Origin of the sequence: Cohnella soli, from assembly GCF_042655525.1 — a bacterium.
Classification (GTDB): domain Bacteria; phylum Bacillota; class Bacilli; order Paenibacillales; family Paenibacillaceae; genus Cohnella; species Cohnella soli.
The window spans coordinates 270,469-296,958 of the sequence record NZ_JBHSMI010000015.1 but is presented as its reverse complement, the minus strand read 5'-3'; the positions used below and the strand labels follow the sequence as shown (position 1 = coordinate 296,958).

The window sequence follows — 26,490 nt, the reverse complement described above, 5'->3', positions numbered from 1 at the left end:
GCTATGCCGAAGCGCTCTGGTGAGAGGCTTCGGCACCACTTAAAAAAGTGACATTTTCTCGGACGAGTTAGGGTGACATTTTCTCAGAAGTTTGACATCCCCTATAAGAAAAGGGCCATTCCTCCGTCAATAGAAATAACTTTTTGGAATAGCCTCGCGGGCAAGCAGACGATGATACGGACGTATTTGTTCAAGCGGGCAGCATGGGGCTTTCGAAAATAATCGGCAGACACCACATAAATCGACAACCTTTTTATGATACATATTGTATCATATTATAAAATATGTAGCATAAGAAGGTGAGTCGGTGACTTTGCTCGAACGTTCCCCATTCAAAATATCGTATGAAGACCCCGGCGCTTGCACTCGTTTGACCCATTGGTTAAGCGCATCGATCCGGGCCGCCGCATCCGGCAAAAGAATTATCGTCGTCTGTATCGGCACCGATCGCAGCACGGGCGATTCGCTCGGACCGCTGTCCGGTTCCTTGCTCATGAAATACCGCTCATCCCTGTTCGACGTGTACGGTACGCTCGAACATCCTGTCCATGCGATGAACCTGGACGATACATTGGCGAAAATCAACAGAAATACCGAAGAGCCTTACGTCATCGCGATCGATGCTTGCCTAGGGACCGTATCCGGCATCGGGACGGTCATCGTCGGAGAAGGGCCGCTTCGGCCGGGTTCTGGCGTCAATAAGGAACTCACACCCGTCGGTGATATTCACGTGTCGGGTATCGTTAATATCGGCGGCATGTTCGGTTACCAGTTGCTGCAAAATACGAGACTTCATCTCGTCATGAGCCTCGCAAGTCTCATTGCACGCAGCCTGTTCGTCGCCATTACGCTCGCAGCCAGACCGCAACAAGAAACACCCTCTTATTCGCAAAAGGGCGCTTTAACCGCTTCGTACTTGATGAAGCCTGTATCGCTCGACGGTTGAATTGAATGGATCCGGCAAGTCCGAGACTCAGCGGGACTAAACCCGCCTGATGATCGTGCTGCCACGCTCGCACTTTGTTCTAATCCGACTTCAAAGGCGACAAGAAAAAGATCGACCATGGCCTACGCCATAAGTCGATCTTTTGGTCTAATTCAATGGCAGAATGGATCGGGACGATAACGTTGACCACCGATCAGCGCTTTACGAAATAAAACTTGTCTACGTAAACTTGCCGGACATTCCCCGGGTTGTCCCAAGGCATAATGTAGACGACTTGGGTGTTCGTCTGGGAAGGCACGAAGGTGCCGATCTTCACGGTGTGCCAGAACATGTTTTCCATGCTCGATGCTGACATCCGCTTCTCCGCTACCGGATAGGTGTTCGCGGTCACATCGTATACCCCATAGGAGAAAGCGTCCCCCGTCGGTTGGAAAATCCGGTCGACCCCGCTTCCGTCCTTGTATACATCTGTCGCGTATTGAATTTTGACGTCCGCGTATAAATCGTAAGTCGCTCCTGGCGTCAATTTCGTGGGATCCCAGAACCATTGGAAGTTCCAGGTTCTCGACGAGGTCACCGCGTGCATAGCCGTCTTGCCGTCTCCGGCCGATACGTCTATCTGCCCCTTCGTCGCCCCGTTGTTGACATAGAACGCCGAATCTTCCCCGACGTAAACGACCTGCGCGACGTCCTTCGTCAGTTTCAGAATTTTTCCATCACCTGGGGCGAGATGAAGGTTGCTAATATTGTAGTGGGTCGGAGTCGCCGTAAAAGCGATCCCCGTTCCATCCAGCATGTTGGTCACCGCCGAAATATCCATCCCGAGCGCCGCCCGGTCGATCGAAATGCCGATATTGGCCGCGTTCAAGCAATCGTGGTTGACGACGACCAAATATTTGTCGCCCGTCTCCGTATCCACATGGGTGGTGACATCGGCGGCCGCATAAGCCGAATTCCCGCCTCCTGAAGCCGTCGCGATATTGGCGATTCTTTTCATCTTGCGAATCGTCGGTTTAAGCGTTTCGATCTCGCCGAACAACGTTTTGACGGTGTAATAGTCTGGCGTAGGCTGATAATGCTCGTCGACAATGCCGATCCAATCGAGTTCAGTCTGATATACGAAATAGCTGAATCCCTTGGACCCGTGTCCGATCGCTTCATACGTCATTGCGCGGATTTCCGCCGCGGTCGGATTCCGCAGCCATCCGGTCGATTCGTTCGTCTGCAGGATGGACCACATCGGCGCGTCGTCCTTCAAGTCCTTGCGGATTTGATAGGAGGCGAAGTCCATATACGACTCGAAAGTGAAGCCGGGATAATGATAAATATTGCGAAAATCGCCGATCGCGCTCCCTTCCGTGACGCCGTAAGGGTCGATGTTCATCACATGGGGCTTCTGGGCGTCGTAATGAAGCGGCACCCTATCGATACCGACGTACGTACTCAGCGCCGGACGGCTCGGATCGATCATCTCCAGTATTCGCTTGATGTCCTTTAGATTGTCCGCCATTTTCAGATCGTTGCCCGGTTCATCCGCCAAATAATAAGCATACAGGGCGCTGTTGTTAAGGTATGGCGAGACGAGCGAATGGATCTGCTCGTACATGGCCTGCTCGTCGTTGTACAAGGCTTCGTTGAACAGCGTGTACGCATCCGGAAGCCCGATGACTTTGATTTGGTTCTGAGCGGCTTTGCTCAACGTTGCGGAATAAACTGCCGCCGGTTTGGCATGCCAGTTGGCGAGATAAACCGTATCCGCCCCAAGCTGATGAATGTCGCCGAACGTATCGTCCAAGTAATTCGCGGCGTCCGTCACGTCGTACGGAATGGCCCCAGCTTCGTAAAAAATTCCTTTAGGCACGTCGTTCTTGACCGTATTCGGGGAAGGTGCCAACGCGACCCCGGCGATCACCTGCACGTTCGTGCGAAGCACATCGGTAGTTCCGTTACTTACGCGAATCACGTACAATCCGTTGTCCACGTATTGGCCGTTGTCGTTCTTCCCGTCCCAGACGACCGACTGGTTGCCGGATTGCAGGGAAGGCGCCGTCAACGTTCTCACCGTCGTCTGATCCGAAATGCGCTGAACGGTGACGCCAACCGTCTGGGGCGACGGCAGCGCATACACGATCTGAGTCGAATCGTTCAGCCCGTCGTGATTGGCTGGAGAAAGCTTGTACGGATAGGCATGGATGGATTTCGCATGGCTTTCGTCTTCAGGTTGCCCGGTCAGCGTTACGCTGTCTACCTTGATCGCCGGAAAATTCCCTGCGTTATCGACGGGAAAGAAGCATACGCGAACGTCGTGGGAAGGATTAATCGTAACGGAACCGATCTGCACCTGATCGAAGTACAGCACCTTAGGAAAAGCCGCGGAGCTGACGACCGTCGGATTTACCAGAAAGCTGTTCGTAGTCAGGTCGTATACCAAATACCCGAAAATATCGCCCGACGATGTTTTCCAATCGGCTCGTTCCGGCTTGACCGCCGCCGTAATCTTGTACGTCTTGCCCGCTTCGATCCGGTTGCCGTTGATCTTGGCTTGCACGTTCCAGCCGGTGCCCGGACCGTTCGCCATTCTCGCCGCGCTCCCGTCCGCGGCGATGCCGTCGGGCACGAGCGATGCGCCGTTGAATTTATAGAAGAGGTTGTCTTCGATCGTGTAATTGCTATGTTCCCTGAAGATGAAAGCGTCTACATAAATATCCGAAATTTGTCCTGCGTTGTCTGTTCCTCCCACATACAAGCTTAAAGAATTCACGCCGGAGTTCGGCATAAACGTGCCAAGCTTATGCTCTTTCCATATTCCATCCTGGGTTTGGGCTGCAGCGACCGTTTTCTCCGGCAGCGAAAAGCTCGCATCCGTCAGATCGTAAAGGCCCATCTTGAACGCATTGCCGGTCGGTGCCGGGTTCGCATACTTGACTTTGACCTTCGCGTAAACGTCGTACAGTACACCCGCCCTCAGCGTACCGAAATCCCAATTCTGATATTGGATATTCCAGCCCGTCGAGCTGTTGGCCATGTGCGCCGAGTGGCCATCCAGGACCGTGGAATCAGAAACCGCTGCGGCGCCGTTGAAATAAGTAAACCTGTCGTCGGAGACCGTATCCTCCTGGGCATAACCGGTACCGGCGCCTAACCCCAGCGCGGCGAGCAACGCGAAGACAAGAAATGCCAATCTGCTAACTTTCATCGTAATCCTCTCCCCGTGTCATAGTCAGAGAAGGGAGACTTGCGTCCCCCCGATTAACCGTTAGCTTGCCTGTTTCATTTATTTCTTGAGCTGCGCATAAGTCTCAGACGCTTTCGTCATGTTCGTCATCCAGTAATCGACCGCCCGCTGGGCGTCCATCTTCTTCAGTTCGTCCATCATCGTCGCCTGAATCGAGTCGTATTCCTTGTCGCTCGAGGCGTAAATCAGCTTAGGCGCCATACGGACAAGGTAATCTGTCACTTTGGTTTCTATTCGCTTGATATCGTCCGGCATGCTGGCGTCCGTGCCGAGCTCGTTGTCCATATCGTAATAGATCGTCTTGATCTCTCCGGCCTGAACACGCTTCTCCACTAGCTCGCCGGGATAGGAAACGCCGTAATGCCCTGAGTAGTCTTTGTCCAGTTCGGTCATTTGGTTTTTCCAGACGTCCGGCGTGTTCGTATAGTTGATCGGCAGGCCATATTCCGGGTCCGGATAGTTGTCGACGAATCCGGCGAGATTCCAGTACAGTCCGATGCCGGTCGTCTGCGCGAAATTCGGATCGCTCTTCTGCGCGTCAAGCGTCTCTTGTTTCCATTGCGGCTTGCCGTCCACCACGTCCCAATCCTTGCCCTGAATGCCGTTCTGGATCAGCCTGGACCCTTCGAAAGACTGCAGGAAGTCGATCAGTTCCATCGCCCGGTCAGGGTGCTTGCTGTTTTTCGAAATCATGATCAGACGATTGGAAAAACCGTTCGTGCCGAATTCGCCCAAGTACACGGTCTGTCCCGACGGCACCGGCAGCGGTTCCCAGCCTTTTAACGGATCTTCCTTGGCCAGGGCCGCATTCGCTTCGTCCACGCCCGCCCATTTCCAAGGCGAGAGCAATACCCGGCCGCTCTTGACCTTTTCCGTAAAATTCTCGTATTTCTGCGTGAACGAGTCGGGATCGAGCAACCCCATTTCATTCGCCTTACGGTAAAACTTCGTCCCTTCCCAGTACGCGACGTTCGGGTCCAGAATGCCTCCCGCCGGCTTGAACGTTCCCGGCTCCAGATAGACGAACAGATTGTTTTTGTTGATCCGGTTGAACAAGCGGTCGAACATCTCGTACGGCACAAGTCCCCAATCGAAAAGCGGCGCCATGCCGTACACCGGCTGCCCCTGCTCGTTCTTCGGATGTTTTTTCTGCATCTCCGCGAGCAGGTTCAGGAAATCGTCCAGGTTGTTCACGGCCGGGAAGCCCAGTTCCTTATAATAATCCCAGCGAATGTTGTAGGTATGGTTCCCGTACTTGAATTGCGGGCCCTTCTGGCTGGCGATGCCGGGAATGGCGTACAGCTTCCCGGTACCGTTGCTAAAAAACTTCTTGCTGATCTCGATCTTCGAAGGCGACTCCTTCAGAATCGACTGCCCGTGCTCCGCGATCAGATCGTCAAGCGGTATGACTTGATTTCCTTCGATGATCTGCTTCAAGTATTTCGGCGAGTTCTGCAGCACGATGATATCCGGCAGATCGCCGCCTGCGAGCATCAAGTTGAACTTTTTGTCGTCCGTTTGCGTGTCCAACTCCAGCGTAACGCCGGTTTTTTTCCGGATCTCCTCCATGACGGGATCGCTCTGCGCACCCGGAGCCAACGTCGACATGAACAATGCGTTGTCGCTCGTCAGCTTTAATGTCACCGGTTCCTTCTCTGCCTGTCCGTCCGGTTGCGCCGGAGAAGCGCTTGTTCCGGAAGTTGCCGCAGACTGAGAGGCCGGCTGAGCTTTCTCCCCCGCGTTCGTACACCCCGCCATCACCGCCAGCGCCAATGTCGCGATTAATGCCGAATACCGTGTTCTTTTCTTACCGTCCATCGATTATGCCCCTCCATTGAATGTAATTATATACGAAAGTCCTTGAACGTCGGGACCCTGTATATCTCGCTTAGCCTTTCACGGCACCCAGCATGATGCCTTTGACGAAGTATCTCTGCATAAATGGATAGATCAGTAGGATCGGCGCCGTGACGATCGTCGTGATCGCCATCTTGACGTTCTGCGGCGAAATGACCTGCTGCGTCGTCTGGTTACCGAGCATCTGCCTTGTCGTTTCCTGCGCGAGAGCCTCTGATTGCTTCAGGAAATTGAGCAGCGTGAGCTGTAAAGTCTGCAAGCTTGGATCGTTGACCAGAAACAAGTTGTCCATCCACGAATTCCATTGGTTGACCGCGTTGAACACCGTAATCGTGGCGACGATCGGCAGCGAAACCGGGAAAATGATCTTCGCGAACACCGTCCAATAGCCGGCGCCTTCGACGACCGCGGCTTCTTCCAGCGCGGCCGGAATTTGTTCGATGAACGTTTTCATCAGGATGACGAAAAAGCCGACGATCAAGGAGGGCAAAATATAAAGCAGGAAGTTGTTTTTCAAGCCCAGCGCCTTCATCGTGAGGTACCACGGAATCAAGCCCGCGTTCAAATACAGCGTCACGACGACGAAACGGTAGATCGTTTTCCGAAACGGCATTTCCTTCTTCGTGATCAGATAAGAAAACAACGCGCAGCTGAATACGGTCAGTACCGTTCCGAGCACGGCCCGCGACGAGGAAATCCCGAAGGAAACCGAGATCGTCCTTTGGCTCAGCATTTCGCGATAGACCGTAGTGCTGAAACCTTTGGGCCAAAGATAAATGCCCTTCGCCATCTGGATCGGGTCGCTGACGGAATTGATCAGGATGTAATAGAACGGATAGATGCAGCACAAGGCGAATAGTGCGAAAAACGCGGTGTTTAGCGTATGGAACGAGATGTCGAGTAGTCGCTCGCGTCTCATGGGTCGATCACGCTCCTCTCTGCGGTCAGATGATGCTTTCCCCGCGAATTTTTTTGGCTATCCAATTGACGGTGAACAACACGGTCACGCTAACGATCGTCTTGAACATGCCAAGCACCGTAGAGTAAGAAAAGTCGTTCGTCTCCAGCCCAACCCGGTAGACGTAATAATCGATGACTTCCAGCTTGTCCGCGACAAGAGCGTTATAGAACACGTAATACTGTTCGAAGCCGTTGTTGAGCATATTGCTCACATTAAGCAGCAATAGGACGACGAACGTCGGCATAATGCCGGGAACCGTAACGTGCCAGATGGTGCGGAACCGTCCGGAACCGTCGACTTTGGCCGCGTCGTAGAGCTCCTGGTCGATGCCCGCGATTGCGGCCAAATAGATGATCGCTCCCCACCCCAATCCTTTCCACAAGCCGACCAGCGTCTGGAATCCCCAGGCAATATCGCTGTTGCCTAAGAAATTAAACGGTTGCTTCAGCCATTCCAGCCTAAGCAGAATGTGGTTGACTACGCCGTCCGACACGGCGAAGAAGACGTAGAACACGGAATAGACAAGTACCCAGCTGATGAAATTCGGCAGCGTCGTCGTCACTTGAACCCACTTTCTGAACCATTTCCCCTTCATCTCGTTCAGCAGAATCGCGAACGCGACGTAAGCCGGAGAAACCAGAATGCCCAGAAAACTCAGAACGAGCGAGTTTTTCAACACCCGCATGAGATCCGATCCCTGCTCCGTAAACGCGATCCTTAAATATTTCAGTCCGACGAACTCCGATTGGCTAAGTGGAATTCCCGGCTTGTAATCGTAAAAGCCGTATATCCACCCAAATAACGGGACGTAATAAAACACGAACACCACCGCGAGGAAAGGAAGCGCCATCAGCAACAACTTCACGCTGTATTTTCGTTTCCTGCCTCCCGCTCCCGGCCCCCGTGCCGTCGTTTTGACTTCCAAGCTCTCTCCTCCTCTGTCTGCTCCTGCCTTTCATAGACTTTAGGATAAAAGCAAAAAGGCCGTAGCGAAATGACCCTGAATCCGAAAAACATGTTCGTTTTTCGGATTCAGGGTCGATTTTGCTGGCCAGCCTTCGGTAAGTGTTCCGTTATTCGGATTTGTTTGCCGATCTTCAGGTATCGTCGACCGGAATGGAGATTTCGATGCAAGTCCCGCCGCTTGCGGTACGGAGAATCGAAAGTCCCGGCGACTCTGAAAAATTCAGTTTGATTCTGCGGTGAACGTTCTTTAGGCCGATTCCATACTCGGAAGCTTCGGATGACGGATTTTCCTCCGCCTCGTCCTCCGAGATCCATCTCCGAACGCCCGATAACCGCTCTTCCGTCATGCCTTGACCGTCGTCGATGACGCGAACGAACAGGTCGGTACGCAAACGCTCCGCTTCGATGCGAATCGTTCCGGTATACCCGGTTCTTTCGAAGCCGTGCAAAACAGCGTTCTCAATCAACGGCTGCAGAAAAAAACGCGGGACGGCACAGAACGAAGCAGCCTCGGAAACCTCGAACTTGATTTCGATGCCTTCGCCGTAACGGTAGTTCAAAATCGTGACGTAATGTTCCGCGTATTCCAATTCTTCTTGCATCGTGCACAAGGGAGCCGTGCTTTTGAAGATCGGCCTGAGCAAGTTGCTTAATGCGGCGATGCTCTTCGTGATGTTGTCCGACTTGGCGACTACGGACATCCATTTGATCGTATTCAGCGTGTTAAACAGGAAATGCGGATTGATCTGAGCTTGAAGCATCCGGATTTCGGCTTTTGTTTTCTCCTTCTCCGCTTCCCTGTTTCGTTCGATCAGTTGCTTGATCCCGAGCGACATTCGGTTGAAGCCGCTGCTTAAACGACCGAACTCGCTCAAGTCGCGATCGTCCAGGGCGATCTCTAGCTGTCCCTTCTCGACCCGACTCATCGCCTCGATCAAAGTGTGCAGCGGTCTCGTGATTTTCCGGATCCATAGCGCTGAAGCGACGAACGCGGCGACGAAACACGCGCCCACGATCCAGAACAGTTGAAATCGCAAATTCAATATATCCCCGATCAATTCATGGAGCGGCACCTCTTTGACCATCGTCCATTCCGTGGAAGGAATTCGATAGAATACGATCTGTTCGTCTTTCCCCTTTACGCTGCCGCTCTCCTGGCCCTCGGGAATTTGGGCACATGCCGCGCTGCTTGACCCGAGTTGGGTTTTGTCCGCGTGCGAGATCATCCGCCCGCCGGCGTCACAAAGATAGATTTGTCCGTTCAGCTTGGATTTCAAGTTGTTGTATAACGAAAACAGCTTCTCTTCCTTGACGTTCAGAATCATGATCGCGGTCGGAAGAGATTGATACAGCGATTTGACGGAGCGCGCGGCGGTTACGAGGTTCTGGTCTCCGGCCTTCCCCTCCGCCGACCGCGCCGGCTCGCCGAAATCCTCACTGCGGTTCGCTCCCTCCCATACGAGCTTCGGATACGTCTTCTGCAAATCTGAATGCAGCGATTCCCGATGCAGGTCGGAAGAATAGAAGCGCCCTTGCTTGGCATCGTCTCGAAGCAAAGCCGTCTTCTGCCCCGCGACTCCGATCGCCCTGCCGTCCTCAGCGTACAAATAGATCGAATCCAAATATTCGTAAGTCCGCAAGTACGCGTCCATCTCATCCATAAGATCGCGGTGCAATTGGATCTGACTCGGGATATCCTTTGAATCGTTGTCCAGAAACTGCTGGATCTTCGGGTCGATCAGCAGTTGTTTCGTCATTTTATCGATTTCCTCGCGAAATTCGTTTACGGAATCCCCCGCCTGCAAGAAATACTGCATCGTGGAATCGTTCGTTTTCTTCTCGAGAATGCCAAGCACGCCGAAATAAGTTAGAAGGGCGCTTAAAATCAAGGCGATCGAAGTGATCAGGATGAAAGAGACCCGGAGTTGAAACCTCAAGCTTTGCCTCCTTCTGGCTCGCTTGGGGAAATTGCCGATCTTCAGGCTAATCATCTTCCGCCGATCCTCCATCCCATTGCTTTCGATATTCACGGGGACTTATGCCGCAAACCTTCTTAAACGCGCGGCTAAAATGGCTCGTGTTGACGAACCCGACCCTTTCCCCTATCTCGTAGGACTTCAAATTCGTATTCAGAAACAGTTCTTTGGCCTTCTCCACGCGATATTGCAGCAGATAGTCGACGAAATTTTGATTCATTTCCTTCTTGAACAGCGTGCTGAAATAATTCGCGTTCATCGAGACCGAGTCAGCGACCTGCCTCAAAGAAAGATCTTCCGCGTAGCGGGACTCGATATACCGAAGAGCCCGCGTAATCGATCCGCTCGTGCGCTGCCGTGAGTCCAGCAAGTCGATCGTATCGGCGGCGTAGGCTTCGAGAAGTGTAATCATGTCGTCGAGCGTCTTCGCTTCGGTCAGACGTTGCGCATATGCAGAGCATAGGGCCGTCATCTCTTCGCTCGCCAGGCGTAAAGTCAGAACAGGCGCTTGCAGCCATTGCATAAACGTCTTCAACGCCTCCGGCCTCGTCCGATAGAGGCCTCGATTCGCAAAATCGTCAATGTACCCAGCGTAGGTCGCGCGATAGTTCTCGTTCGCCGTCGCCCACGCATCCGCCAGTCTGAACAGCCTCTCCCGCGTTACAGCCGGGAGCTCCAACGCTCCGCTCGTTCCCAAAGCGTAATCGCGGCCGATCCCTTCCACGAATGAACGTTCCAAAGCTTCCAAGCTTTCACGGTATTGCAGCTTCAGACGATGAAAACCATTCTGTCTGCCACTGATTCCGAACGTGACGGGCACGTTGAAGTACGTCGTCATCACCCTGCGTAAATGGCTCGTCATGCGGAACAACGTTTCTTCCGCTTCTTTCTCCCCGCTGGCTTCGGGGTGGCTGTATAGAATCGCGTAGCGGTTATCGAGGTCGTGAAAACCTTCGCAACAGCCATAGATTTTGATGACTTCGTTGAGCACATTCATGAGCGAGAGGCGGACCAACTGGCCCTTGTCGTCCTTGAACTTCTCCCTTAATCGTTCGAACGAGCCGATCTCCATCGCGCAGACGGTCAAATTCCTCGGGCTCAGATTCAGCTCCAACTCCTTGGCCCTTCGGCTGAATTCCTCGTCGGAATATTTGCTCAGAAATAAATAATCCTTGATCAGGTTTTCCTTAAGGACAACGATATCCGCATTGGAGGCGAATGCTTTCGGAGAATTATCCGGGAACGTTGCGTCAAGCTCGTCTCGCAGCCTGGAAAGGATCGCTTCCATTTCCTCGGCGGTCATGCTGTGTTTGACGATGTAACCGCTGACCCCGAGCGACATCGCTTGTTTCGCGAGCTCGAACTCTTCCAAGCAAGTCAGAATAAGCAGTCTCGTATGCGGATTCGCGCTCCTGATCTTCGAGAGCAGCTCTATTCCGCCCATGATCGGCATCTTCAAATCCGTGATGACCACTTCAGGCGATAGCTTCTCATACGCGGTCCAAGCTTCCGCTCCGTTAGGGACATCCGCGACGACTTGCATGTCATACCGCGGCCAATCGATCGAATTTTTGAGTCCGAGCCTCACCAGAATTTCGTCTTCCGCAAGTAAAACGCGATACATGGAATCCCTCTCCCTCGATGCAACCGTTTACAGTAACCTACAGTAACATCCGAATCGGAGGTTATCAAGGGGATTGACGCTCGAGCAATTTGTGTACAATCTGTGCCACATGATCGACTCGCTCCACGCTGCCAGCGATAAAGACAACGTGGTCGTTAAGCCCTGCGAGCCGAACCAAAAATGGCAAGAAGACAAGCGGAAATATTATTTCCTTTCCGCGGCCGTAACGCCCGACGTCACTGGCGTCGTCGGTTGTCTGTTGACGATTACGATACCAGCCGCGACAAGAGCGAGCGCCGCCCAGACGTACGCGTGCAATTGCTCGTCCAGCAACAACGCGGACAAAATAACGCCGAACACCGGGATAAGGAACAAATACATCGAGATACTGCCGACCTTGTTATACTTCATCACCGTGTTCCATAACGCGAATCCGACCGCCGACAGCGCTGCGAGGTAGAGGAGCATCCACACCGCTTTCGCGGAAAAAGAAAACGGAGCGATGCCTGCGCCAACCGCTCCGATCGCGACGAGTGCAACACCGCCAATCAGCATCTGGTATGACGTCATATACAAAATATCTAAGTGCTCCGACTCTTTCTTCGACAATACGTTGCCGAGTCCGCCGAAGAACATCGCAGCTAGCAACGCGATTTCTGCCAAGCCGAATTGGAACGAGGAGTCCCCTTTACTCAGACCGACAAGCACAACACCCGCGAAACCGACGATTAGGCCGATCGTTCTGCGTAGCGTAATTTGATCGCCCTTGTACATAAAATGGGCGAGTAATATTTGAAAAAACGAAGTCGTGCCCGCGATAATCGAACCTTGAACACCCGTCGAAGCGCTCATTCCGTAATAGAAAAGAACATATTGCAGAAAGGTCTGAAACAATCCGATGCGCGCGACTCTTGGTAGAGAGCCGGGAACGTATCCAATACTTTTGCCGAGCAGCTTCATGAAGAGCAAAATCAGCAGCGCCGCCAGCGTAAACCTGTACCCAGCGAACAACAATTGCTCGAACACATCGGCTTTGCCGATACCAAGCTCCTTGTAGCTCAATTTAAGATAAGGAAACGCACTCCCCCAGAGCAACGTAGCTCCGGCCGCTGCCCCCATTATGCCCAGCGGATGAGTAAATATTTTTTCTGTCGATAGCTTCATTTAGTTGCTCGTCTCCTGTCGAATCTTGTTGTACCTAGATTCACATTATAACGGGTGCTGCTTCGGAGGGGAATGGCCTGAGGGTAATCCTATAATTGGAACACCGCCACCAACAGCAAAACCTCGCGCCGCTTCGCAATAGCGAAGAATCGCGAGGTTTCCTGTCAGCATTGGCTCGGCGCCGAACGAATGACTATCCCCGATGCGTAATGCCGGAACCTCCGCCGCCGGAAGCGCCCCCTTCGAGCTCGCGCTCCTTGCGCAATATTTCCGCGATCGACGTCTGAAGCGCCGCTTGCGGACCAGGGAAGTTGCGGCGATAGTAAGCAAAATCCATAACGACCAGCACGACGATCATGCCCGCAAGCGCGTAACCGGCCATCTCGTTCGGCGGAATCACCATAATGACGGAAATAAAGACGATCCACAGCACCGCGAGCGTGCCGATCAGATCGCTATATTTGCCCAGATGCCACGGTCCTAGGTGCTTAGGCAGGAACTTCCCTTGCGCTTTCGCGACCATTTTCAGCACGATCGGAATCCCGTAAGCGACGTACAGTCCGACGACGCTGACCGCAGTCATGAACGCGATCGTCGTATGTGTTGTGCCCGGGTTCGCCCGCTTGATGATATAGTCCACGAGCGCAAGCAGGAAAGAAAGAATGACCGAAAGCCAGATCGCTTTCGCAGGCGTACGGAACTTCTTGGAGATTTGCGCCCACATTTTGCTGAACGGCATCCCCTTATCGCGCGAGAAGGCGTACATCATCCGCGAGAACGACGTAATCGATGACAAGCCGCAAAACCACATCGCCGCGACGACAAGCCATAACACGACCCGGCCGAAATCACCGCCAAGCGCCTGGCTGATGACGTAGATGAACGCATTGTCAGACCCCGCTGCCGCACCCGCGTCTTTGATTGACAGCGTCACGAACGCCAGCATGATGAAGCCGAACACGAACGAGTAAGCAACCGACGTGAAAATACCCCAAGGCGCGCGAACGCGAGGGTTCACCGTCTCTTCGATCGTATGCGCCGACGCGTCGAAGCCCGTGAACGTCCATTGCGCCTGCAACAGCCCGATCAAGAACGCGAACATGTACGGCTTGTCGGAGAACGACTCTCCAACCTGGAACAAATAGTCGAAGCTGTTCAAATGTCCCTTGGAGAAGAATGCCAACGAGACGACGAGAACGAGCACGACCGCGATATGATACCAGGCCGAGAAATCGTTAAACTTGGCCACGATGCGTATGCCGACATGGTTCAGGATTCCATGAGTCAGCAAAATGACGCCGAAACAGATCAGAATCGACGTCTCCGTCGAAGTGTACCCGAACACGTCAGACAAAAGCGGGTCGGCGAACAGCGACACGGAATAATCGATCCCGGCAACGATGCCGATCTGACCGATGAGATTGATCCAGGCCGTATACCATCCCCAGCGCTTATTGCGCAAAATCGATGCCCAGTGATAAAGCGCTCCTGCCGTCGGAATAGCCGACGCGAGTTCGGCCATCGCGGCAGCGACGATCATGACGAACAGGGCAACAAGCGGCCAGCCGAAGCCCATCATGCCCGGTCCGCCGTATTTCAGGCCGTGCCCGTACAACGAAACCGCGCCCGTCAGAATAGAAATGATGGAGAATGAAATCGCAAAGTTGGAAAATCCGCCCATGCTGCGAAGGAGCTCTTGCGCATAACCGAACTTGTTCAAGTCCTGTTTGTCTTTGTCATGGTGATGGGTGTGAGTGCTCATCCCTTTACCCTCCTCGGATTTATACCGACATGACTCGCTTCTTCTTGCCGCATTCCAGGCGAACCGCTTACTTCCCGAGGAAGCTCTCGTGCTTGCTCTCGTCGAAATTGCGCACGTTATTGCCCGCTAGACGTACGATCCAGATCGCGAATAAACAAGCAACGACGATCAACGCGATGCCGATTCCCATTTCCATCCTTCCACCTCCCCGGCTTCCGATTCGTCACTGCTCGAGACGTATGCCGCTTGCCTTCTGCTCTATCATTTTATGTACAAGAGTTCCGATGTAGGCCCCCGCTTCCACCGGCGGCGTACCCCCGGCATGAATGTTCGAGATAACCGTGCGATCGCTTTCCACCGTCCCCTTACGCGGCCGATAGCAAATATAGGCGCTCATCGATTTCGAGGAAACGAGTCCCGGCCTCTCTCCGATGAGCAGTACGAGTACCTCCGGGCGCAACAGCTCGCCGATGGCGTCCATAACCGCTACCCTTCCTCCCCGCACAAAAAAAGGCGTACCCGCCGCTAATCCATAAGTGTCGAGCGAGTCGAGCAGCGAAGGATACACATCCGCCAAGTTCGCGTCGATCGCATTGGCGCTTAAGCCGTCCGATACGACGATCTGAACTTGCGGTTCAGGCTTGCACGTGCGGCGAATGAACTCCATGCCCTCGGGCATAACGACGCGCCCCATGTCCGGCCGCTTCAAATAATTTTCCGTCGTCCCATACCGCGTCTCCACGGAGAATAAACCGAACTGCTCCAGCAGCGCCGCGTTCGTCTCTCCATAGATCGAGTCGATCGCTGCGGCGTGATCCCGTCTGAACTTCAGCATTTCCTTCGTCAAAGGCCTGGTGCCCGCGCGCCATACGCCGATCCTTGCCGGCGTGCTCGCAACAAGCTCGGCCAGCCCTTCCGCCCAATGAGGCACTGGCACGCGAGTGCCCTCCCCGAAATCGTCAGTAGCCGGAGCTGCGGCAGGCGATTCAACCGGCAGTTCGGCAGACGGTTCAGCAAACGGTTCTGTAAGCTTTCGTTCCAACTCCGCCATCACTTTGTCAACAAGCAGCTCGAGCACATTCGACGAGTTGACGTTCATCGCTCCCCCTCCTTCGGCAACGGTAACTATCACATGAACAAACTTGGATCGCCCGCCAATGCCGTCAGCCGCCCATTTTCCATAATGCCCATCCGGTTCAGCCATGCCTCGAAAGCCGGTGCGGGCCGCAGCCCCATCGTCTCCCGAAGCGTCGCGATATCGTGGTAACTTGTCGATTGATAATTCAGCATGCAGTCGTCGGCCATCGGGGCGCCTATAATGTAATTGACGCCGGCAGCAGCCAGCAGCACCGCAAGATTATCCATGTCGTTCTGGTCGGCTTGCATATGGTTCGTGTAACAGACGTCGACGCCCATCGGAATTTGCTGCAGCTTACCCATAAAATGATCTTCGAGCCCGGCCCGAATGACCTGTTTGCTGTCGTACAAATATTCCGGGCCGATAAAGCCGACAACCGTATTGACGATAAACGGCTTATATTTCCTCGCAAGACCGTAACAACGGGCTTCCAATGTTACTTGATCGATGCCGTGGTGGGCTTCCGCAGATAACTCCGAGCCTTGCCCCGTCTCGAAGTACCATAGGTTAGGTCCGGTGCCCGTTCCTTCGCTGCGAATGAGCGCATCGGCCTCATCCAGCAAAGCCGCGTCGATGCCGAAAGCCCTGTTTCCCTCTTCCGTCCCGGCAAGGCTCTGAAACACCATGTCCGCCGGCGCCCCCATCCGGATCGCTTTCATCTGCGTCTTCACGTGAGCAAGCACGCAGTTTTGCGTCGGAATCCGCCACTTGTCCATCACTTCCTTCGTCGCCAACAAAATGTTCTTCACGCTGTCCGCCGAATCGATCACCGGATTGATGCCGATAACCGCATCTCCGATGCCATAGCTGAGCGCTTCGTAAAGCGATGCCTTGATGCCCGGCACGCTGTCCGTCGGATGGTTCGGCTGCGCCCGCCCGGACAACACGCCGCGCTGCCCGATCGTAATGTTGCAATGGCTCTGCACTTCGATTTTCGCAGCGGCCTGCACCAAATCCAGATTGCTCATCAACTTCGCGGCTGCAGCGACCATCTCGCTCGTCAGCCCCCGGGACAGTCGGCGGATGTCGTCGCCGCCGGTCGTCTGCCGAAGCAACTGCTCCCTCAGCTCGGCGACGGTCCAATTGCGGATTTCCGCGTATATTTTCTCGTTCACGCCGCTCTCGATGATACGGGATACTTCGTCTTTCTCCGGGGGCAGCAAAGGTTCGTTTCGAATGTCCGCGAGCGTCAGGTCGGACAGGATCAGCTTCGCGGCGATGCGCTCCTTGGCGTCTGCCGCACCGATGCCGGCGAGTTGGTCGCCGGATTTCTCCTCGTTCGCCTTCGCGAACACTTCCTTCAAATTCGCCATTTGATACGTTGTGCCGAGCACGGTCGTCGTCAGCTTCAAGTTTCTTCACCCTCTCCCGGTCGGAAAAGCGAGCGTCTTCACGACAACGGGAACGATCATTCCCGAGATCGGCTCGCCCAGATCAATATAATCGCCGTGAGCCGTTCTCACTTGATCGACGCACAGCACTTTCGGCCTTCCGCCAAACCTTTTACGGAGCGCCTGCCCGAGCGACTGCGCCATGTCCCGCTCGCAGACGACGGCCAAGCATTCGCTTCCAGGGCAATGGCGGACGAATCTTCCGCTCAGTTCCTCTGCCAGCCGCTGAAGCTGCACATAACCGAACTGCGAATCTCCGGCCAAAGCGAGCGCGAACGGTGGCGAGCCATCGACGCCATGCAGCGACACGCCTTCTGCGATCGCATGTTCTAACGCCGAGCCAAATCGGTGAGGGTCGCCGCCGACTTCCGCCTTCACGACCGGCAAGTTGCGAATCGGCAACGTTCCTTCGTCCATGAAGACAGTCGCACCGCTAATTTCCGCGCTTTGCGTTCCCGCTCCGATAACCGTCGCCCGTGTCGTTTGCTCGGGAGTAACTAGCCGAACGGGATAACCGGCAAGCCGTGCGTGGAGCTCGCTTGCGAGCAACGGCCCGATATCACCGTAACGCGCTGTCTCCGCCAGGTTGCGAGGCGGCGCTTCGCTCATCAAGCTTCCGATGCCGCCTGATACTGACCATTCCTCGAGGTCCGCGGCATCGGAAGGCGGTGCGCCGATCCGAAGCAAGTCGATCCGGCTCACTTTGGCATCGGTCCTTATCGTGCGCCGTCTCGTCAAATCGTCCAACATGTCATCGCAAAGCTTGCGACATATTTCCCGGAGCGTCTCGAATGACAATGGCGATCGTTCGACCACGTTGTAACCGATCGCCTCCAGCCATGGCCTGAGCGTCGGGGATACCGAAGCGACACGGCCGGCGGCATCGATCCGAATCAAATTGCCTCCGACCGCATACGTAACCGTACCGACGACATTGCCCCGTCGGAATATCGCAACGTTCGCCGTGCCGCCCCCGACATCGATATTTGCGATCGCTCCTCTTGCATGAAGCGAACGCTTGTCGGCGCCTGCACCTTTGCCCGCTAGCACCCCTTCGAGATCGGGTCCTGCCGTCGCGACGACGAATTTGCCGGCACGCTCGGCGAGCAGATGGACGATCGCCGAGGCGTTGCGTTTCGTCGCCGTCTCCCCGGTGACGATAACGGCCCCGGTTTCCGGCCATCCTCCGCTTCCTCCCGCTTCCCTGAGCTGGGCGGACACGATATCCCATAATCGGCCCGCGTCAATCTCGTCCGTGCCGGCAAGCGGAGTAGGAACGACGGGACCCGCGTACAGCAGCTCGCGAGCGGCGATTTCAAAGCGCGGCAAGCTGAGCGCTCCGGAGGCGCGAGCCAGTTTCAAGCGGCTGACAACAAGCTTCGTCGTACTTGTGCCGATGTCGATGCCGGTGCTTGTCAGCCACAACTCTTCTATCTGCCCGTTCATCCGTTGCCCGCTTTGCCTGACACCCATTGTTCGCGTCCTTGCAAGACGGCTTCCGCGAGCTTGCCCATCGTTAGCCTGCTCTCCATGCTCGCTCCCCGCATGAACCGATAAGCCTCCTCCTCGCTCCAGTCATGCGTCTGCATCAAGTAACCTTTCGCCCTCTCTACCGCCTTGCGCTCCTCCGCAGATCTTTCGAGTGAAATAAGCGTTCTCTTGAGCCCTTCGGTTCGCGCTTGCTGGCATAACGCGATTTCGATGGCCGGAAACAAATTTTCCTCCGACACCGGCTTTACGAGATATGCAGTAACGCCAGCCTCCCCCGCTTCGCGAACGGTGTCTTTTCCGCTGCAAGCAGTAACGAGGACGATGGCGGGATCGTACATTCGCCGGATGAGACGAGCCGCCTTCAGCCCGTTCATCCGTGGCATCTTGACGTCAAGAAGAATAAGCGCAGGCCTGAGCTTCGCGGCCATTTCGACCGATTCCTCTCCGTTTTTCGCCGTGCCTGCAACGATGTATCCGTATTCCTGCAGCATTTCGCGCATGTCCATCCGAATGATCGGGTCATCGTCAGCGATTATAACCGTCGTCTGCTCCAAGGCGATCCCCCTCCTTCGTCTCGAGCATCGGCAGCGGAAACGAAATGCGGACTGTTGTTCCGCTCTCGCTGGATACGACGCGGATATGGCCGCCCAAGTTTTCCTCGATGAGCGTTTCTGCGATTTTCAGCCCCAGATGCGTTCCGCCTTCTTCGCCTTCTCCTTCGTTCTCCGTGAAACCTCCGCCGTTGTCCACGACTTCGACTTCCCCTGTATGCTCTCGCGCACGGACACTGACGTAAATTTCTCCCGTGCGCTGCCGGACGAATGCATGCTGGACGCAGTTCTGAATCATTTCGTTTAAGACAAGCGCAAGCGTCGTCGCCTCGTCGGAAGGTAAGCGCAAGCCGTCGCCGGACAACTGGAATCCGATCAATTGCTCTGGCTTAGCCGATGAGGCAATAATCGTGCGGGCAATCCGCTCGACAACATCGCCGAACGATATCGTGTCGAGTCCGCCGTAAGCTAGCATCTCATGAATAAGGGCAATGCTGCCGATTCGATTGATGCTGTCGCGATACACTCTCGCCACTTCCTCATGTTTCGTTCGACGCATCTGGAGGCGGAGGAGACTCGCAACCGTTTGCAAGTTGTTTTTCACCCGATGATGGATCTCCTTGATGACGGCCGACTTGACCATCAACTGCTTCTCTTTCTCCTTCAGCGCGGAAATGTCCCGGACAAGCAGCAATCCGCCAACCTTGCGGCTGCCGCGAAAGATCGCAACCGCCTTCACTTCGAGCGTAAGCTTGTCGAACTGAACTTCCCGACACAGCATGCCTGTCGGCTCGAAAACCGTCCGCCACAACGTCCGATCAATGAACGGACTCGGGATTTCGTCTCCCGGCGCGATGCCCGGCCGCCCCATTTCCCGAAGAAGCTCCCGCGCCCGCGAATTGGCGTACGTCAGCCGCTCCGATACGTCGAACAGTAAAATACCTTCATGCATGAGCGACTGCACGCGGCCTTCGCTCATCGCTATCGCCAGCAGCGTCTCGCTGAGTTGCTCAGTCGTTTCCATCAATCTCTCGACATTGCGTTCCTGCTCGACTTTCTCGGATATGTCCTGCTCCATAATCAGCGCCCCGATCGTACGACCGCCATGTCCCTTGATCGGAGTGACATTTTGCTGCATCGACACTTGTTCCTGCGAAATTCCTCTCGAACCGACGACAGCTTGGCCGGAGGCGAGACTGAACATAACGGCCGGTTCGTTGGCCGCATGCGCAAACTGGCCGACGACGGACGTTCGATACAGCGATGGCGCGGTCGTAGGGTGCGCTTGAGCGACGACAAGCGCGGAGCTTTTGTCCGGCATTGGACAATCGATAAAGACATCCGCCTGGGACACGTCCGCGATCAATTGCAAGTGCCGCGACAATTGCTCGATCCTCTCGGCTTCCTGCGCGGTAAGATAGGTATGCTGTTGGCAAAGTTCTTGAATCGTTGGCATCGCGCACCCCCTGTCGACATGAAAGTATATTGCTTTCATTGTGTCATAGGACGAGCAGACAGGTTGTCGAACCGGGTTGTCGGAAATGAACTTATTTTGCGCGATCGGCGAGCCGTTCCAGCAACGTACGCAGTTCCGAGATGCCGATCCCCGTTATCGCCGACGTCTGCACGATGTTTCCGTTTGGCAGCGCCTGACGGAGCAAAGCGACGGCCCGATCCGGATCAGCCTCGGGAGCATCAAGTTTCGTAACCGCACCGGCAGCGGGAACAGGAAATCCGCTTGCGAACCCGGGAGGAAAGCCGATTCCCCTGCGCGTCGCGTCTTGCACGAGCAGCACCGCCGACGCCTGTTGAGAGGTGGCCATGAGCGAACGGTAGAACAGCGGATTTTCCGTGTATTCCCCGGGAGTGTCGATGAAATCTCCATAGAAAACAAGGCTTTGCGTCTTAAGCACTGCCTCGTCTCGCTCAGAGAGCGATCGGACGAGCGACGACTTCCCCGCTCCGACCGGACCGATGACCATTATCCGTCCCATCGTCAGGACCTCGTGAGCGCGGCGATCGCAAATTGCAGCTTCTCTCTCAGAAAAGCATTCACCGCTCCCATCGCCATCTCCACCGCAGACACTTCCCCAGTAAGGACAAGCGAGCCCGTGAATCGGTCCAAATATCCGATGCCGACGTCCGCTGCCTTCGTCGCGACATCTGCGGCGATAATCGCCGTTTCCGTAGGCGTCAGCGTCAAAATGCCGATCGCTTGGCGCTGCTCCAAACCGAGCTTCGCATATAACGAGGGGTCCGGATTGGCGATGACGTGGCAGAGTGTAAGCTGCTTGCCAGGCACATATTCCTGGATTACCCGCTGCTTTTCTTCCATCCGTTCTCCTCCTCGCCGGCCGTATCTCCCGCAATGTCGAAGCTATCGACGATACCGACGATCATCGCGTCGATCGGCACCGCTCTGCCTCCGAACAGCACCCTGGCGGGACTGCCCCTCGACACGATAACGCTCTCGCCAATCCCCGCGCCGATCCGATCTGCCGCGATGACCTGTGCGCCAGCGCGCAAGCCGCTGGCATCGGTCGGCTGCACGATGAGCAGCTTCAAGTTGTCCATGCCCTCTTCCTTCTGCGTCGCCCATACGCTGCCGATCACCAAGCCGAGAAACATCGGCGCTCACCTCTCATCCGCGTACGTTAGCGCGATGCCGTACCGTTTGATCTCATCCGCAGCAAGTGGTGTAACGATCGTCGACCGCATAATCTCCAGTTCTCCGAACGGCTGGCGCTTATAAGTCTCCGACAGCCAGTCGGCGCTAAGCAGCCGACCGTGGAACGATTGCCTGTCTTCGGGGGTCGAGTCTTTCTGCTCCGGTTGCCTTTGCGAGCCATCCGACTTTCGATCAGCCCGATCGTCGTCCTTCCCTTGTCGCCCTAACTTATCAACCACGATATCGGCCAACCGTTTCTGCGGAGCGAGTTCCACCCCGTACATAGACAGCTCATGCTTGTAATAAGAAAAAAGCTTCGCATAAGGCTCCGGCAACGTGATTGTCCGCAGCGTCCGCCGGTCAGACCGCTTTGCGCCGGGGCTGTCTTCCCCGACAAGCACGAACTTGCGTTCCATCAGCGCGGCGAACACGATTTCGGACTTGATCGTGCCCTTCATGCCGAGCGCAATTCTTGCCGCATTGTCCAGGTCGATCTCCGGAATGACGATGCCGTCGTAATCCCGGGGCACTTCGAGCGGTGCCGGCGCGAATTCGTCTGCTGCGATGATCCGCCCCGCGCCCCCGCATTCAATCTTGTGCATGCCGAGCCATCCGGACGTCTCGCCGTCGAGGAACAGCAGGTCGTGGCATACCCCGTTGTTGCGAAGATGGATGAACTGATCCGAGTAAGCTTCGTGTGCCGTGCTGTCGCAAAACACGTATAGCACCTTCGGTGGCGGCGATTGCGTTGCCGTTTCCTTCCGCCACGCTTCTAACAGCTCGCGCGCGACGGATTCGACGAGCGGTTTCAAGTCCATGCCAAGACGTCCCTCCCTCCGGCAGTCCGGTTATGTTTGCCGTTCGCGGAACAAATCCGCAATGTTCATGTTGATGCCGACGAGCCGAACGACGTCTCCCGTGCGAAGAAACGCGGCATTTGCTTCGTCCGTATCGATGTGAAAATCAAGCGAAAATCTCTCATCCACCCGCGCAGTCGCATCCGCGAACACGATCGGCCTATCGCCAAGCGACTGAAGCAGCAGCCTGTCGCCGTGCTGGACGGACAATCTCGCCGCATCATCCGTGGACAAGTGAACGTGATTTCGCGCGACGATCAGCCCTTCGCTCAGTACGACCGCCCCCGCCGGTCCTCGAATGAGAATCCCCGGCGTTCCGGCCAGATCGCCGGACAATCGGACAGCGGGTGCCACACCCAGTTGACGGCCGTCCGTCTGCGAAATTTCGACTTGCGTAACGCCGCGCGATGGCCCAAGCACCCGGACGCCCGGAATTTCCCCTTTCGGACCGACAAGCGTTACCGTCTCCTGTGCGGCGAATTGGCCTTTCTGCGATAATTCACGCAGGGAGTGCAAGCGTGATCCACGTCCGAATAATACTTCGACATGGGACGGCGATAAGTGAACGTGCCTGTTCGACACGCCGACCGGTATAAGCGCTCCGGCTTCGCGTCCCGGCGCAATGCGTCTTAAGCCGATTCTCCTGTCCTTCAGAAAATCGGCTGCGGCCGGCGTCACCCGATCTTCCGCTCCGATCGGGAACGGATTCGGCAGTCCTCGTCCGCTGCCAAGCATCGCCCGAAGGCTCGTTTCCGTAATCAGGCCCATCTACGCTGCCTAATCTTCAAGCTTCGGGAGAATCAACTCGATATCGCCGTGCGGGCGAGGAATGACATGGACCGATACAAGCTCGCCGATTTTCTCTGCTGCCGCCGCCCCCGCGTCCGTCGCTGCTTTCACCGCGCCGACGTCTCCCCGTACCATGACTGTGACCAGCCCTCCGCCGACATGCACTTTGCCGATCAGCTTCACATTCGCAGCTTTTACCATCGCGTCCGCCGCTTCAATCGAGCCGACAAGCCCCTTTGTTTCGATCATGCCAAGCGCCGTCAATTCTCCAGCCATTCAACATTCCTCCTTAACGTAATTGCATGTCGTCCAGCAGCTGCCGAACGATGCGTGTCACTTCTTCTCTTGACATTCCGAGCCTGCCGGTCGTTCCAGCCAGCACCTGGTCCGGGCCTGTTCGGACGAGAGCATCTTCATTCGAAGCTGGCATTTCACGTAAGCCGAAGGCGACTCTCTTGATGTTCATCAAATGCATCGGACCGATATTGTCCGACGTAATATTGCCGCCGAACGAGCCGCACCCGAGCGTCATCGAAGGGAATAGCCCCGTCGTCGCGCCGATGCCGCCGAATGTCGTCCCGCCGTTCACGATCATTCGGGATGCCGGCATGTCGAGCCCGAAAGCTTCGAGCACTTCCGGTTCCTCTGCGTAAATCCCGAGCGTGTGCCCCATACCGCCCAGCTCCAATAGTTCATAGCAGCGTACGGCCCCCTCCCGCCAATCCCGCACTTCATACCAGGCAAGAACAGGGCATAATTTCTCCGCTGAAAAAGGATGTTGAAGACCTACTTCCTCTTCCTCGCCGACGAGAACGCGCGCGCCTTCCGGAATAGTGATGCCTGCCCGTTCGGCAATGACCTGCGGAGAGCGCCCGACTACGTTAGGGTTCATTCCTTTACCAGACGGCGAGAGCAAAAGGTTCGCGACTTTCGTTTTCTCCGCCGCGGACAAGAAGTAAGCGCCTTGCCGCTCCAATTCGTGTCGAAGTCTCTGCTTAACGCCAACGTCGACGACGATCGCTTGCTCCGAAGCACAGATCGTACCGTAATCAAACGTCTTGCTCTGCATGATCAGTGTGGCGGCGCGAGTCAGATCTGCGCTTCCGTGCACATACACGGGCACATTGCCCGGCCCCACGCCGTAAGCAGGTTTGCCGGAACTATATGCCGCCTTAACCATAGCGGAGCCGCCCGTTGCGAGAACAACGTCTGTCAGCTTGTGCCTCATTAACTCTTGAGTCGCCTCGAGAGTTGGATGAGCCAGACAGCTTATCGCGCCGGATGGCGCACCCGCTTTCTCGGCCGCTAGCGCCATCGCCCGCGCCGCTTCCAACGAACAACGGAGCGCCGACGGATGCGGACTGACAACGATCGCGTTTCGCGCCTTCAAGGCGGTCATACACTTGAAAATAACGGTCGAGGTCGGGTTCGTCGACGGGACGATCGCCGCTACGACGCCCATCGGCTGGGCGATCTCCCACACGCCACGCTTGTCATCTTTACGGATAATGCCGACCGTCGGCATGTCCTTGATCGCAGCGTATACGTCCCGGGCGACAAACAGGTTTTTTGCTTTCTTGTCTGACGGATTGCCGAAACCGGTTTCCTGAACGGCCAGTTCTCCGAGCGTCGCCGCCTCCGCTTCGGCGGCCTGCGCCATACTCTCCACGATGGCGTCGATCTGCGCCTGGGTCATACGTGCGAGCTGTTTCTGCGCCTCCTTCGCCGCCAAGAGCGCCTGACGCGTTTCTTGAATCGCGAGCAAATCGGCATCGAGATTCATGCGGAACCGCCCCCGTTATCGCCATCTCCGGTCGTATCCGTACTCCGGTTCCTCTTGCCATTATCCCGCTCGCTCAGGCTATCCAGCAGACGCAGCAGCTCGGCTTTGCTTGTTTTCGCTAGTTTCTCGGCCGATATTGGGAAACCTTCCAATCGAGCCGCATACTCGCGCAGGTGCTTCACCTTCCAAAGTGCGAGCTCTTCGGCCGAAGGGGGAGAAATGGCGTTCCCATTTGCGTTGACATTGCGACCATCCCCACCTCCACCTTCTCCACCACCTTTTCCACCATCCACCTGAGTCAAGGGGATATTGGCCAAAGCACCAGAAGATACACCCGCAGCCACCGCAGCGCTCGAACTGCCGGAAGACCCCGGCGGCGGGCGAAACCGGCCTTCGACCATCGCGAATACCGATGCGTCCGGACGAGCAATAACGTGCGTCGCGAGCAGCTTGCCGACCCGTTTCGCCGCGTCGCCACCGGCTTCGACCGCCGTTTTCACCGCTGCCACGTCTCCCAGCACATACACGGTTACGATGCCGGCATCCGCCTTCTCGTAAGCCGTCACCTGTACGTCTGCCGTCTTCGCCGCCGTGTCCGCAGCCGCAACAAGAGCGGGATATCCCCACGTCTCGATCATGCCTACCGCTTTTGTATGTCCGCTCATCGTCTCTCATCTCCTTATTTTCTAGGAAACCGAGCTACATCGCTTACCGCTTCGGCGAATGCCGCCGCAGCCGCTGCGCATGCGGATTGACTGCCCGTCAGTAGCCCGCCCGCGAAATTCGTCTCCGTCGGCGGACCGTAAAACTTGCACAGCCTGACGTCCGCCGCTTTCAAAGCTGCATCCATACCGAACACCGCTTCGAGCGGCGGCGCGATCAAGTAGGCGAGCGGCTGCCCTTCTGCAATACCGGCTACCTCCGACAAATAAGTTCCCGTCCTCGAGACGACGTGCGCGTAATACGCATGCGTGCCTTCTTCGTTCAGCGAATAGAAGCAGGCGCCATCTGCCATGAGGGAGACGGCCGCGTCTAGTCCGCTTCGCACCTCGTCCGGCGTCTCTCCGCCGATGATCCCGATAAATTCACCCGACAGAGGCCCTGAAGCATGACCCGATCCTGCGTAGAACGATTTTGCATATACAACTTCCACTGCCGCTTTTTTCGTCGCCTCATCCAGTGCCGTATACCCGACGTCATCGACCGTCGACGTAAATAGGCCCAAGCTTCGCAACCCCGGTTTTAAGTCCAATGCCCGAACCATTTCTCCGTCCACGTTCGGTATGATTCTTACCGCGAGCGGAATCCCTCTGATCGGCCGTCGTTCCATT

The 26,490-nt window shown here is 55.7% G+C and carries 24 protein-coding genes; 1 reads left to right on the top strand and 23 read right to left on the bottom strand.

Annotation, left to right across the window (positions count from 1 at the left end):
- Positions 1–307: 307 nt before the first annotated feature.
- Positions 308–946, top strand: a complete 639-nt coding sequence (gene yyaC / locus ACFPOF_RS09205; RefSeq protein ID WP_378131796.1) for a spore protease YyaC — start codon at positions 308–310, stop codon at positions 944–946.
- A 193-nt stretch (positions 947–1,139) separates the two neighbouring features.
- Here yyaC and ACFPOF_RS09200 read toward each other — a convergent pair whose 3' ends face one another.
- The 23 genes from ACFPOF_RS09200 to eutL all read right to left on the bottom strand — a co-directional run bounded on the left by ACFPOF_RS09200 (position 1,140) and on the right by eutL (position 26,489).
- A complete protein-coding gene (locus tag ACFPOF_RS09200) occupies positions 1,140–4,142 on the bottom strand; it encodes a FlgD immunoglobulin-like domain containing protein (RefSeq protein ID WP_378131794.1) in 3,003 nt (1,000 codons plus the stop codon).
- Positions 4,143–4,220: 78 nt separating this feature from the next.
- On the bottom strand, positions 4,221–5,999 hold the full coding sequence (locus ACFPOF_RS09195) for an extracellular solute-binding protein (RefSeq protein WP_378131792.1): 1,779 nt from the start codon (positions 5,997–5,999) through the stop codon (positions 4,221–4,223).
- Positions 6,000–6,069: 70 nt separating this feature from the next.
- The gene (locus ACFPOF_RS09190; RefSeq protein ID WP_378131790.1) at positions 6,070–6,957 is read right to left on the bottom strand and encodes a carbohydrate ABC transporter permease; all 888 of its coding nucleotides are present in this window, start codon (positions 6,955–6,957) and stop codon (positions 6,070–6,072) included.
- Between the two features lie 25 nt (positions 6,958–6,982).
- A complete protein-coding gene (locus ACFPOF_RS09185) occupies positions 6,983–7,924 on the bottom strand; it encodes an ABC transporter permease (protein WP_378131788.1) in 942 nt (313 codons plus the stop codon).
- Positions 7,925–8,096: 172 nt separating this feature from the next.
- Positions 8,097–9,902 (bottom strand): cache domain-containing sensor histidine kinase, encoded by a 1,806-nt coding sequence (locus tag ACFPOF_RS09180; RefSeq protein WP_378131786.1) that lies wholly within the window; start codon positions 9,900–9,902, stop codon positions 8,097–8,099.
- A 46-nt stretch (positions 9,903–9,948) separates the two neighbouring features.
- A complete protein-coding gene (locus ACFPOF_RS09175) occupies positions 9,949–11,565 on the bottom strand; it encodes a helix-turn-helix domain-containing protein (RefSeq protein ID WP_378131784.1) in 1,617 nt (538 codons plus the stop codon).
- A gap of 204 nt (positions 11,566–11,769) precedes the next feature.
- Positions 11,770–12,729 (bottom strand): DMT family transporter, encoded by a 960-nt coding sequence (locus ACFPOF_RS09170; RefSeq protein WP_378131782.1) that lies wholly within the window; start codon positions 12,727–12,729, stop codon positions 11,770–11,772.
- A 193-nt stretch (positions 12,730–12,922) separates the two neighbouring features.
- The gene (locus ACFPOF_RS09165) at positions 12,923–14,491 is read right to left on the bottom strand and encodes an amino acid permease (RefSeq protein WP_378131780.1); all 1,569 of its coding nucleotides are present in this window, start codon (positions 14,489–14,491) and stop codon (positions 12,923–12,925) included.
- A 67-nt stretch (positions 14,492–14,558) separates the two neighbouring features.
- Positions 14,559–14,687 (bottom strand): hypothetical protein, encoded by a 129-nt coding sequence (locus ACFPOF_RS09160; RefSeq protein ID WP_378131778.1) that lies wholly within the window; start codon positions 14,685–14,687, stop codon positions 14,559–14,561.
- 27 nt (positions 14,688–14,714) lie between these two features.
- The gene (gene eutC / locus ACFPOF_RS09155) at positions 14,715–15,590 is read right to left on the bottom strand and encodes an ethanolamine ammonia-lyase subunit EutC (RefSeq protein WP_378131776.1); all 876 of its coding nucleotides are present in this window, start codon (positions 15,588–15,590) and stop codon (positions 14,715–14,717) included.
- A 29-nt stretch (positions 15,591–15,619) separates the two neighbouring features.
- Complete coding sequence (locus tag ACFPOF_RS09150) at positions 15,620–16,981, bottom strand: ethanolamine ammonia-lyase subunit EutB (protein WP_378131774.1); 1,362 nt, start codon at positions 16,979–16,981, stop codon at positions 15,620–15,622.
- A gap of 6 nt (positions 16,982–16,987) precedes the next feature.
- Entirely contained in the window at positions 16,988–18,493 is a 1,506-nt protein-coding gene (locus ACFPOF_RS09145; protein ID WP_378131772.1) for an ethanolamine ammonia-lyase reactivating factor EutA, read from the bottom strand.
- Entirely contained in the window at positions 18,463–19,065 is a 603-nt protein-coding gene (locus tag ACFPOF_RS09140; protein ID WP_378131770.1) for an ANTAR domain-containing response regulator, read from the bottom strand. The genes ACFPOF_RS09145 and ACFPOF_RS09140 overlap by 31 nt, the downstream gene beginning before the upstream one ends.
- Positions 19,037–20,518, bottom strand: coding sequence for a sensor histidine kinase (locus tag ACFPOF_RS09135; RefSeq protein WP_378131768.1), 1,482 nt, complete (start codon positions 20,516–20,518; stop codon positions 19,037–19,039). Before ACFPOF_RS09135 ends, ACFPOF_RS09140 begins: the two co-directional genes overlap by 29 nt.
- Before the next feature lie 91 nt (positions 20,519–20,609).
- Positions 20,610–21,056: a EutP/PduV family microcompartment system protein gene (locus ACFPOF_RS09130; protein WP_378131766.1), complete on the bottom strand. Its 447-nt coding sequence runs from the start codon at positions 21,054–21,056 to the stop codon at positions 20,610–20,612.
- A 2-nt stretch (positions 21,057–21,058) separates the two neighbouring features.
- Positions 21,059–21,397, bottom strand: a complete 339-nt coding sequence (locus ACFPOF_RS09125) for a BMC domain-containing protein (RefSeq protein WP_378131764.1) — start codon at positions 21,395–21,397, stop codon at positions 21,059–21,061.
- Positions 21,376–21,690: a EutN/CcmL family microcompartment protein gene (locus ACFPOF_RS09120; RefSeq protein WP_378131762.1), complete on the bottom strand. Its 315-nt coding sequence runs from the start codon at positions 21,688–21,690 to the stop codon at positions 21,376–21,378. Before ACFPOF_RS09120 ends, ACFPOF_RS09125 begins: the two co-directional genes overlap by 22 nt.
- A gap of 6 nt (positions 21,691–21,696) precedes the next feature.
- Positions 21,697–22,548 (bottom strand): hypothetical protein, encoded by an 852-nt coding sequence (locus ACFPOF_RS09115; RefSeq protein WP_378131760.1) that lies wholly within the window; start codon positions 22,546–22,548, stop codon positions 21,697–21,699.
- A gap of 30 nt (positions 22,549–22,578) precedes the next feature.
- A complete protein-coding gene (gene pduL / locus ACFPOF_RS09110; protein WP_378131758.1) occupies positions 22,579–23,355 on the bottom strand; it encodes a phosphate propanoyltransferase in 777 nt (258 codons plus the stop codon).
- 9 nt (positions 23,356–23,364) lie between these two features.
- Entirely contained in the window at positions 23,365–23,652 is a 288-nt protein-coding gene (gene eutM / locus ACFPOF_RS09105; protein WP_378131756.1) for an ethanolamine utilization microcompartment protein EutM, read from the bottom strand.
- Between the two features lie 13 nt (positions 23,653–23,665).
- Positions 23,666–25,159, bottom strand: a complete 1,494-nt coding sequence (locus tag ACFPOF_RS09100) for an aldehyde dehydrogenase family protein (RefSeq protein ID WP_378131754.1) — start codon at positions 25,157–25,159, stop codon at positions 23,666–23,668.
- The gene (locus ACFPOF_RS09095; protein WP_378131752.1) at positions 25,156–25,824 is read right to left on the bottom strand and encodes a BMC domain-containing protein; all 669 of its coding nucleotides are present in this window, start codon (positions 25,822–25,824) and stop codon (positions 25,156–25,158) included. Before ACFPOF_RS09095 ends, ACFPOF_RS09100 begins: the two co-directional genes overlap by 4 nt.
- A 14-nt stretch (positions 25,825–25,838) precedes the next feature.
- Positions 25,839–26,489 carry an ethanolamine utilization microcompartment protein EutL gene (gene eutL / locus ACFPOF_RS09090; protein WP_378131750.1) on the bottom strand — a complete coding sequence of 217 codons (651 nt, stop codon included), beginning with the start codon at positions 26,487–26,489 and terminating at the stop codon, positions 25,839–25,841.
- Between the last annotated feature and the right edge of the window lies 1 nt (position 26,490).

Coding starts and splice junctions, on each gene's coding strand:
- ACFPOF_RS09200 (WP_378131794.1), bottom strand. CDS start 4,142: ATGAAAGTTAGCAGATTGGCATTTCTTGTCTTCGCGTTGCTCGCCGCG.
- ACFPOF_RS09195 (WP_378131792.1), bottom strand. CDS start 5,999: ATGGACGGTAAGAAAAGAACACGGTATTCGGCATTAATCGCGACATTG.
- ACFPOF_RS09190 (WP_378131790.1), bottom strand. CDS start 6,957: ATGAGACGCGAGCGACTACTCGACATCTCGTTCCATACGCTAAACACC.
- ACFPOF_RS09175 (WP_378131784.1), bottom strand. CDS start 11,565: ATGTATCGCGTTTTACTTGCGGAAGACGAAATTCTGGTGAGGCTCGGA.
- ACFPOF_RS09170 (WP_378131782.1), bottom strand. CDS start 12,729: ATGAAGCTATCGACAGAAAAAATATTTACTCATCCGCTGGGCATAATG.
- ACFPOF_RS09165 (WP_378131780.1), bottom strand. CDS start 14,491: ATGAGCACTCACACCCATCACCATGACAAAGACAAACAGGACTTGAAC.
- ACFPOF_RS09160 (WP_378131778.1), bottom strand. CDS start 14,687: ATGGAAATGGGAATCGGCATCGCGTTGATCGTCGTTGCTTGTTTATTC.
- eutC (WP_378131776.1), bottom strand. CDS start 15,590: ATGAACGTCAACTCGTCGAATGTGCTCGAGCTGCTTGTTGACAAAGTG.
- ACFPOF_RS09145 (WP_378131772.1), bottom strand. CDS start 18,493: ATGGGTGTCAGGCAAAGCGGGCAACGGATGAACGGGCAGATAGAAGAG.
- ACFPOF_RS09135 (WP_378131768.1), bottom strand. CDS start 20,518: ATGCCAACGATTCAAGAACTTTGCCAACAGCATACCTATCTTACCGCG.
- ACFPOF_RS09130 (WP_378131766.1), bottom strand. CDS start 21,056: ATGGGACGGATAATGGTCATCGGTCCGGTCGGAGCGGGGAAGTCGTCG.
- ACFPOF_RS09125 (WP_378131764.1), bottom strand. CDS start 21,397: ATGGAAGAAAAGCAGCGGGTAATCCAGGAATATGTGCCTGGCAAGCAG.
- ACFPOF_RS09120 (WP_378131762.1), bottom strand. CDS start 21,690: ATGTTTCTCGGCTTGGTGATCGGCAGCGTATGGGCGACGCAGAAGGAA.
- ACFPOF_RS09115 (WP_378131760.1), bottom strand. CDS start 22,548: ATGGACTTGAAACCGCTCGTCGAATCCGTCGCGCGCGAGCTGTTAGAA.
- pduL (WP_378131758.1), bottom strand. CDS start 23,355: ATGGGCCTGATTACGGAAACGAGCCTTCGGGCGATGCTTGGCAGCGGA.
- eutM (WP_378131756.1), bottom strand. CDS start 23,652: ATGGCTGGAGAATTGACGGCGCTTGGCATGATCGAAACAAAGGGGCTT.
- ACFPOF_RS09100 (WP_378131754.1), bottom strand. CDS start 25,159: ATGAATCTCGATGCCGATTTGCTCGCGATTCAAGAAACGCGTCAGGCG.
- ACFPOF_RS09095 (WP_378131752.1), bottom strand. CDS start 25,824: ATGAGCGGACATACAAAAGCGGTAGGCATGATCGAGACGTGGGGATAT.
- eutL (WP_378131750.1), bottom strand. CDS start 26,489: ATGGAACGACGGCCGATCAGAGGGATTCCGCTCGCGGTAAGAATCATA.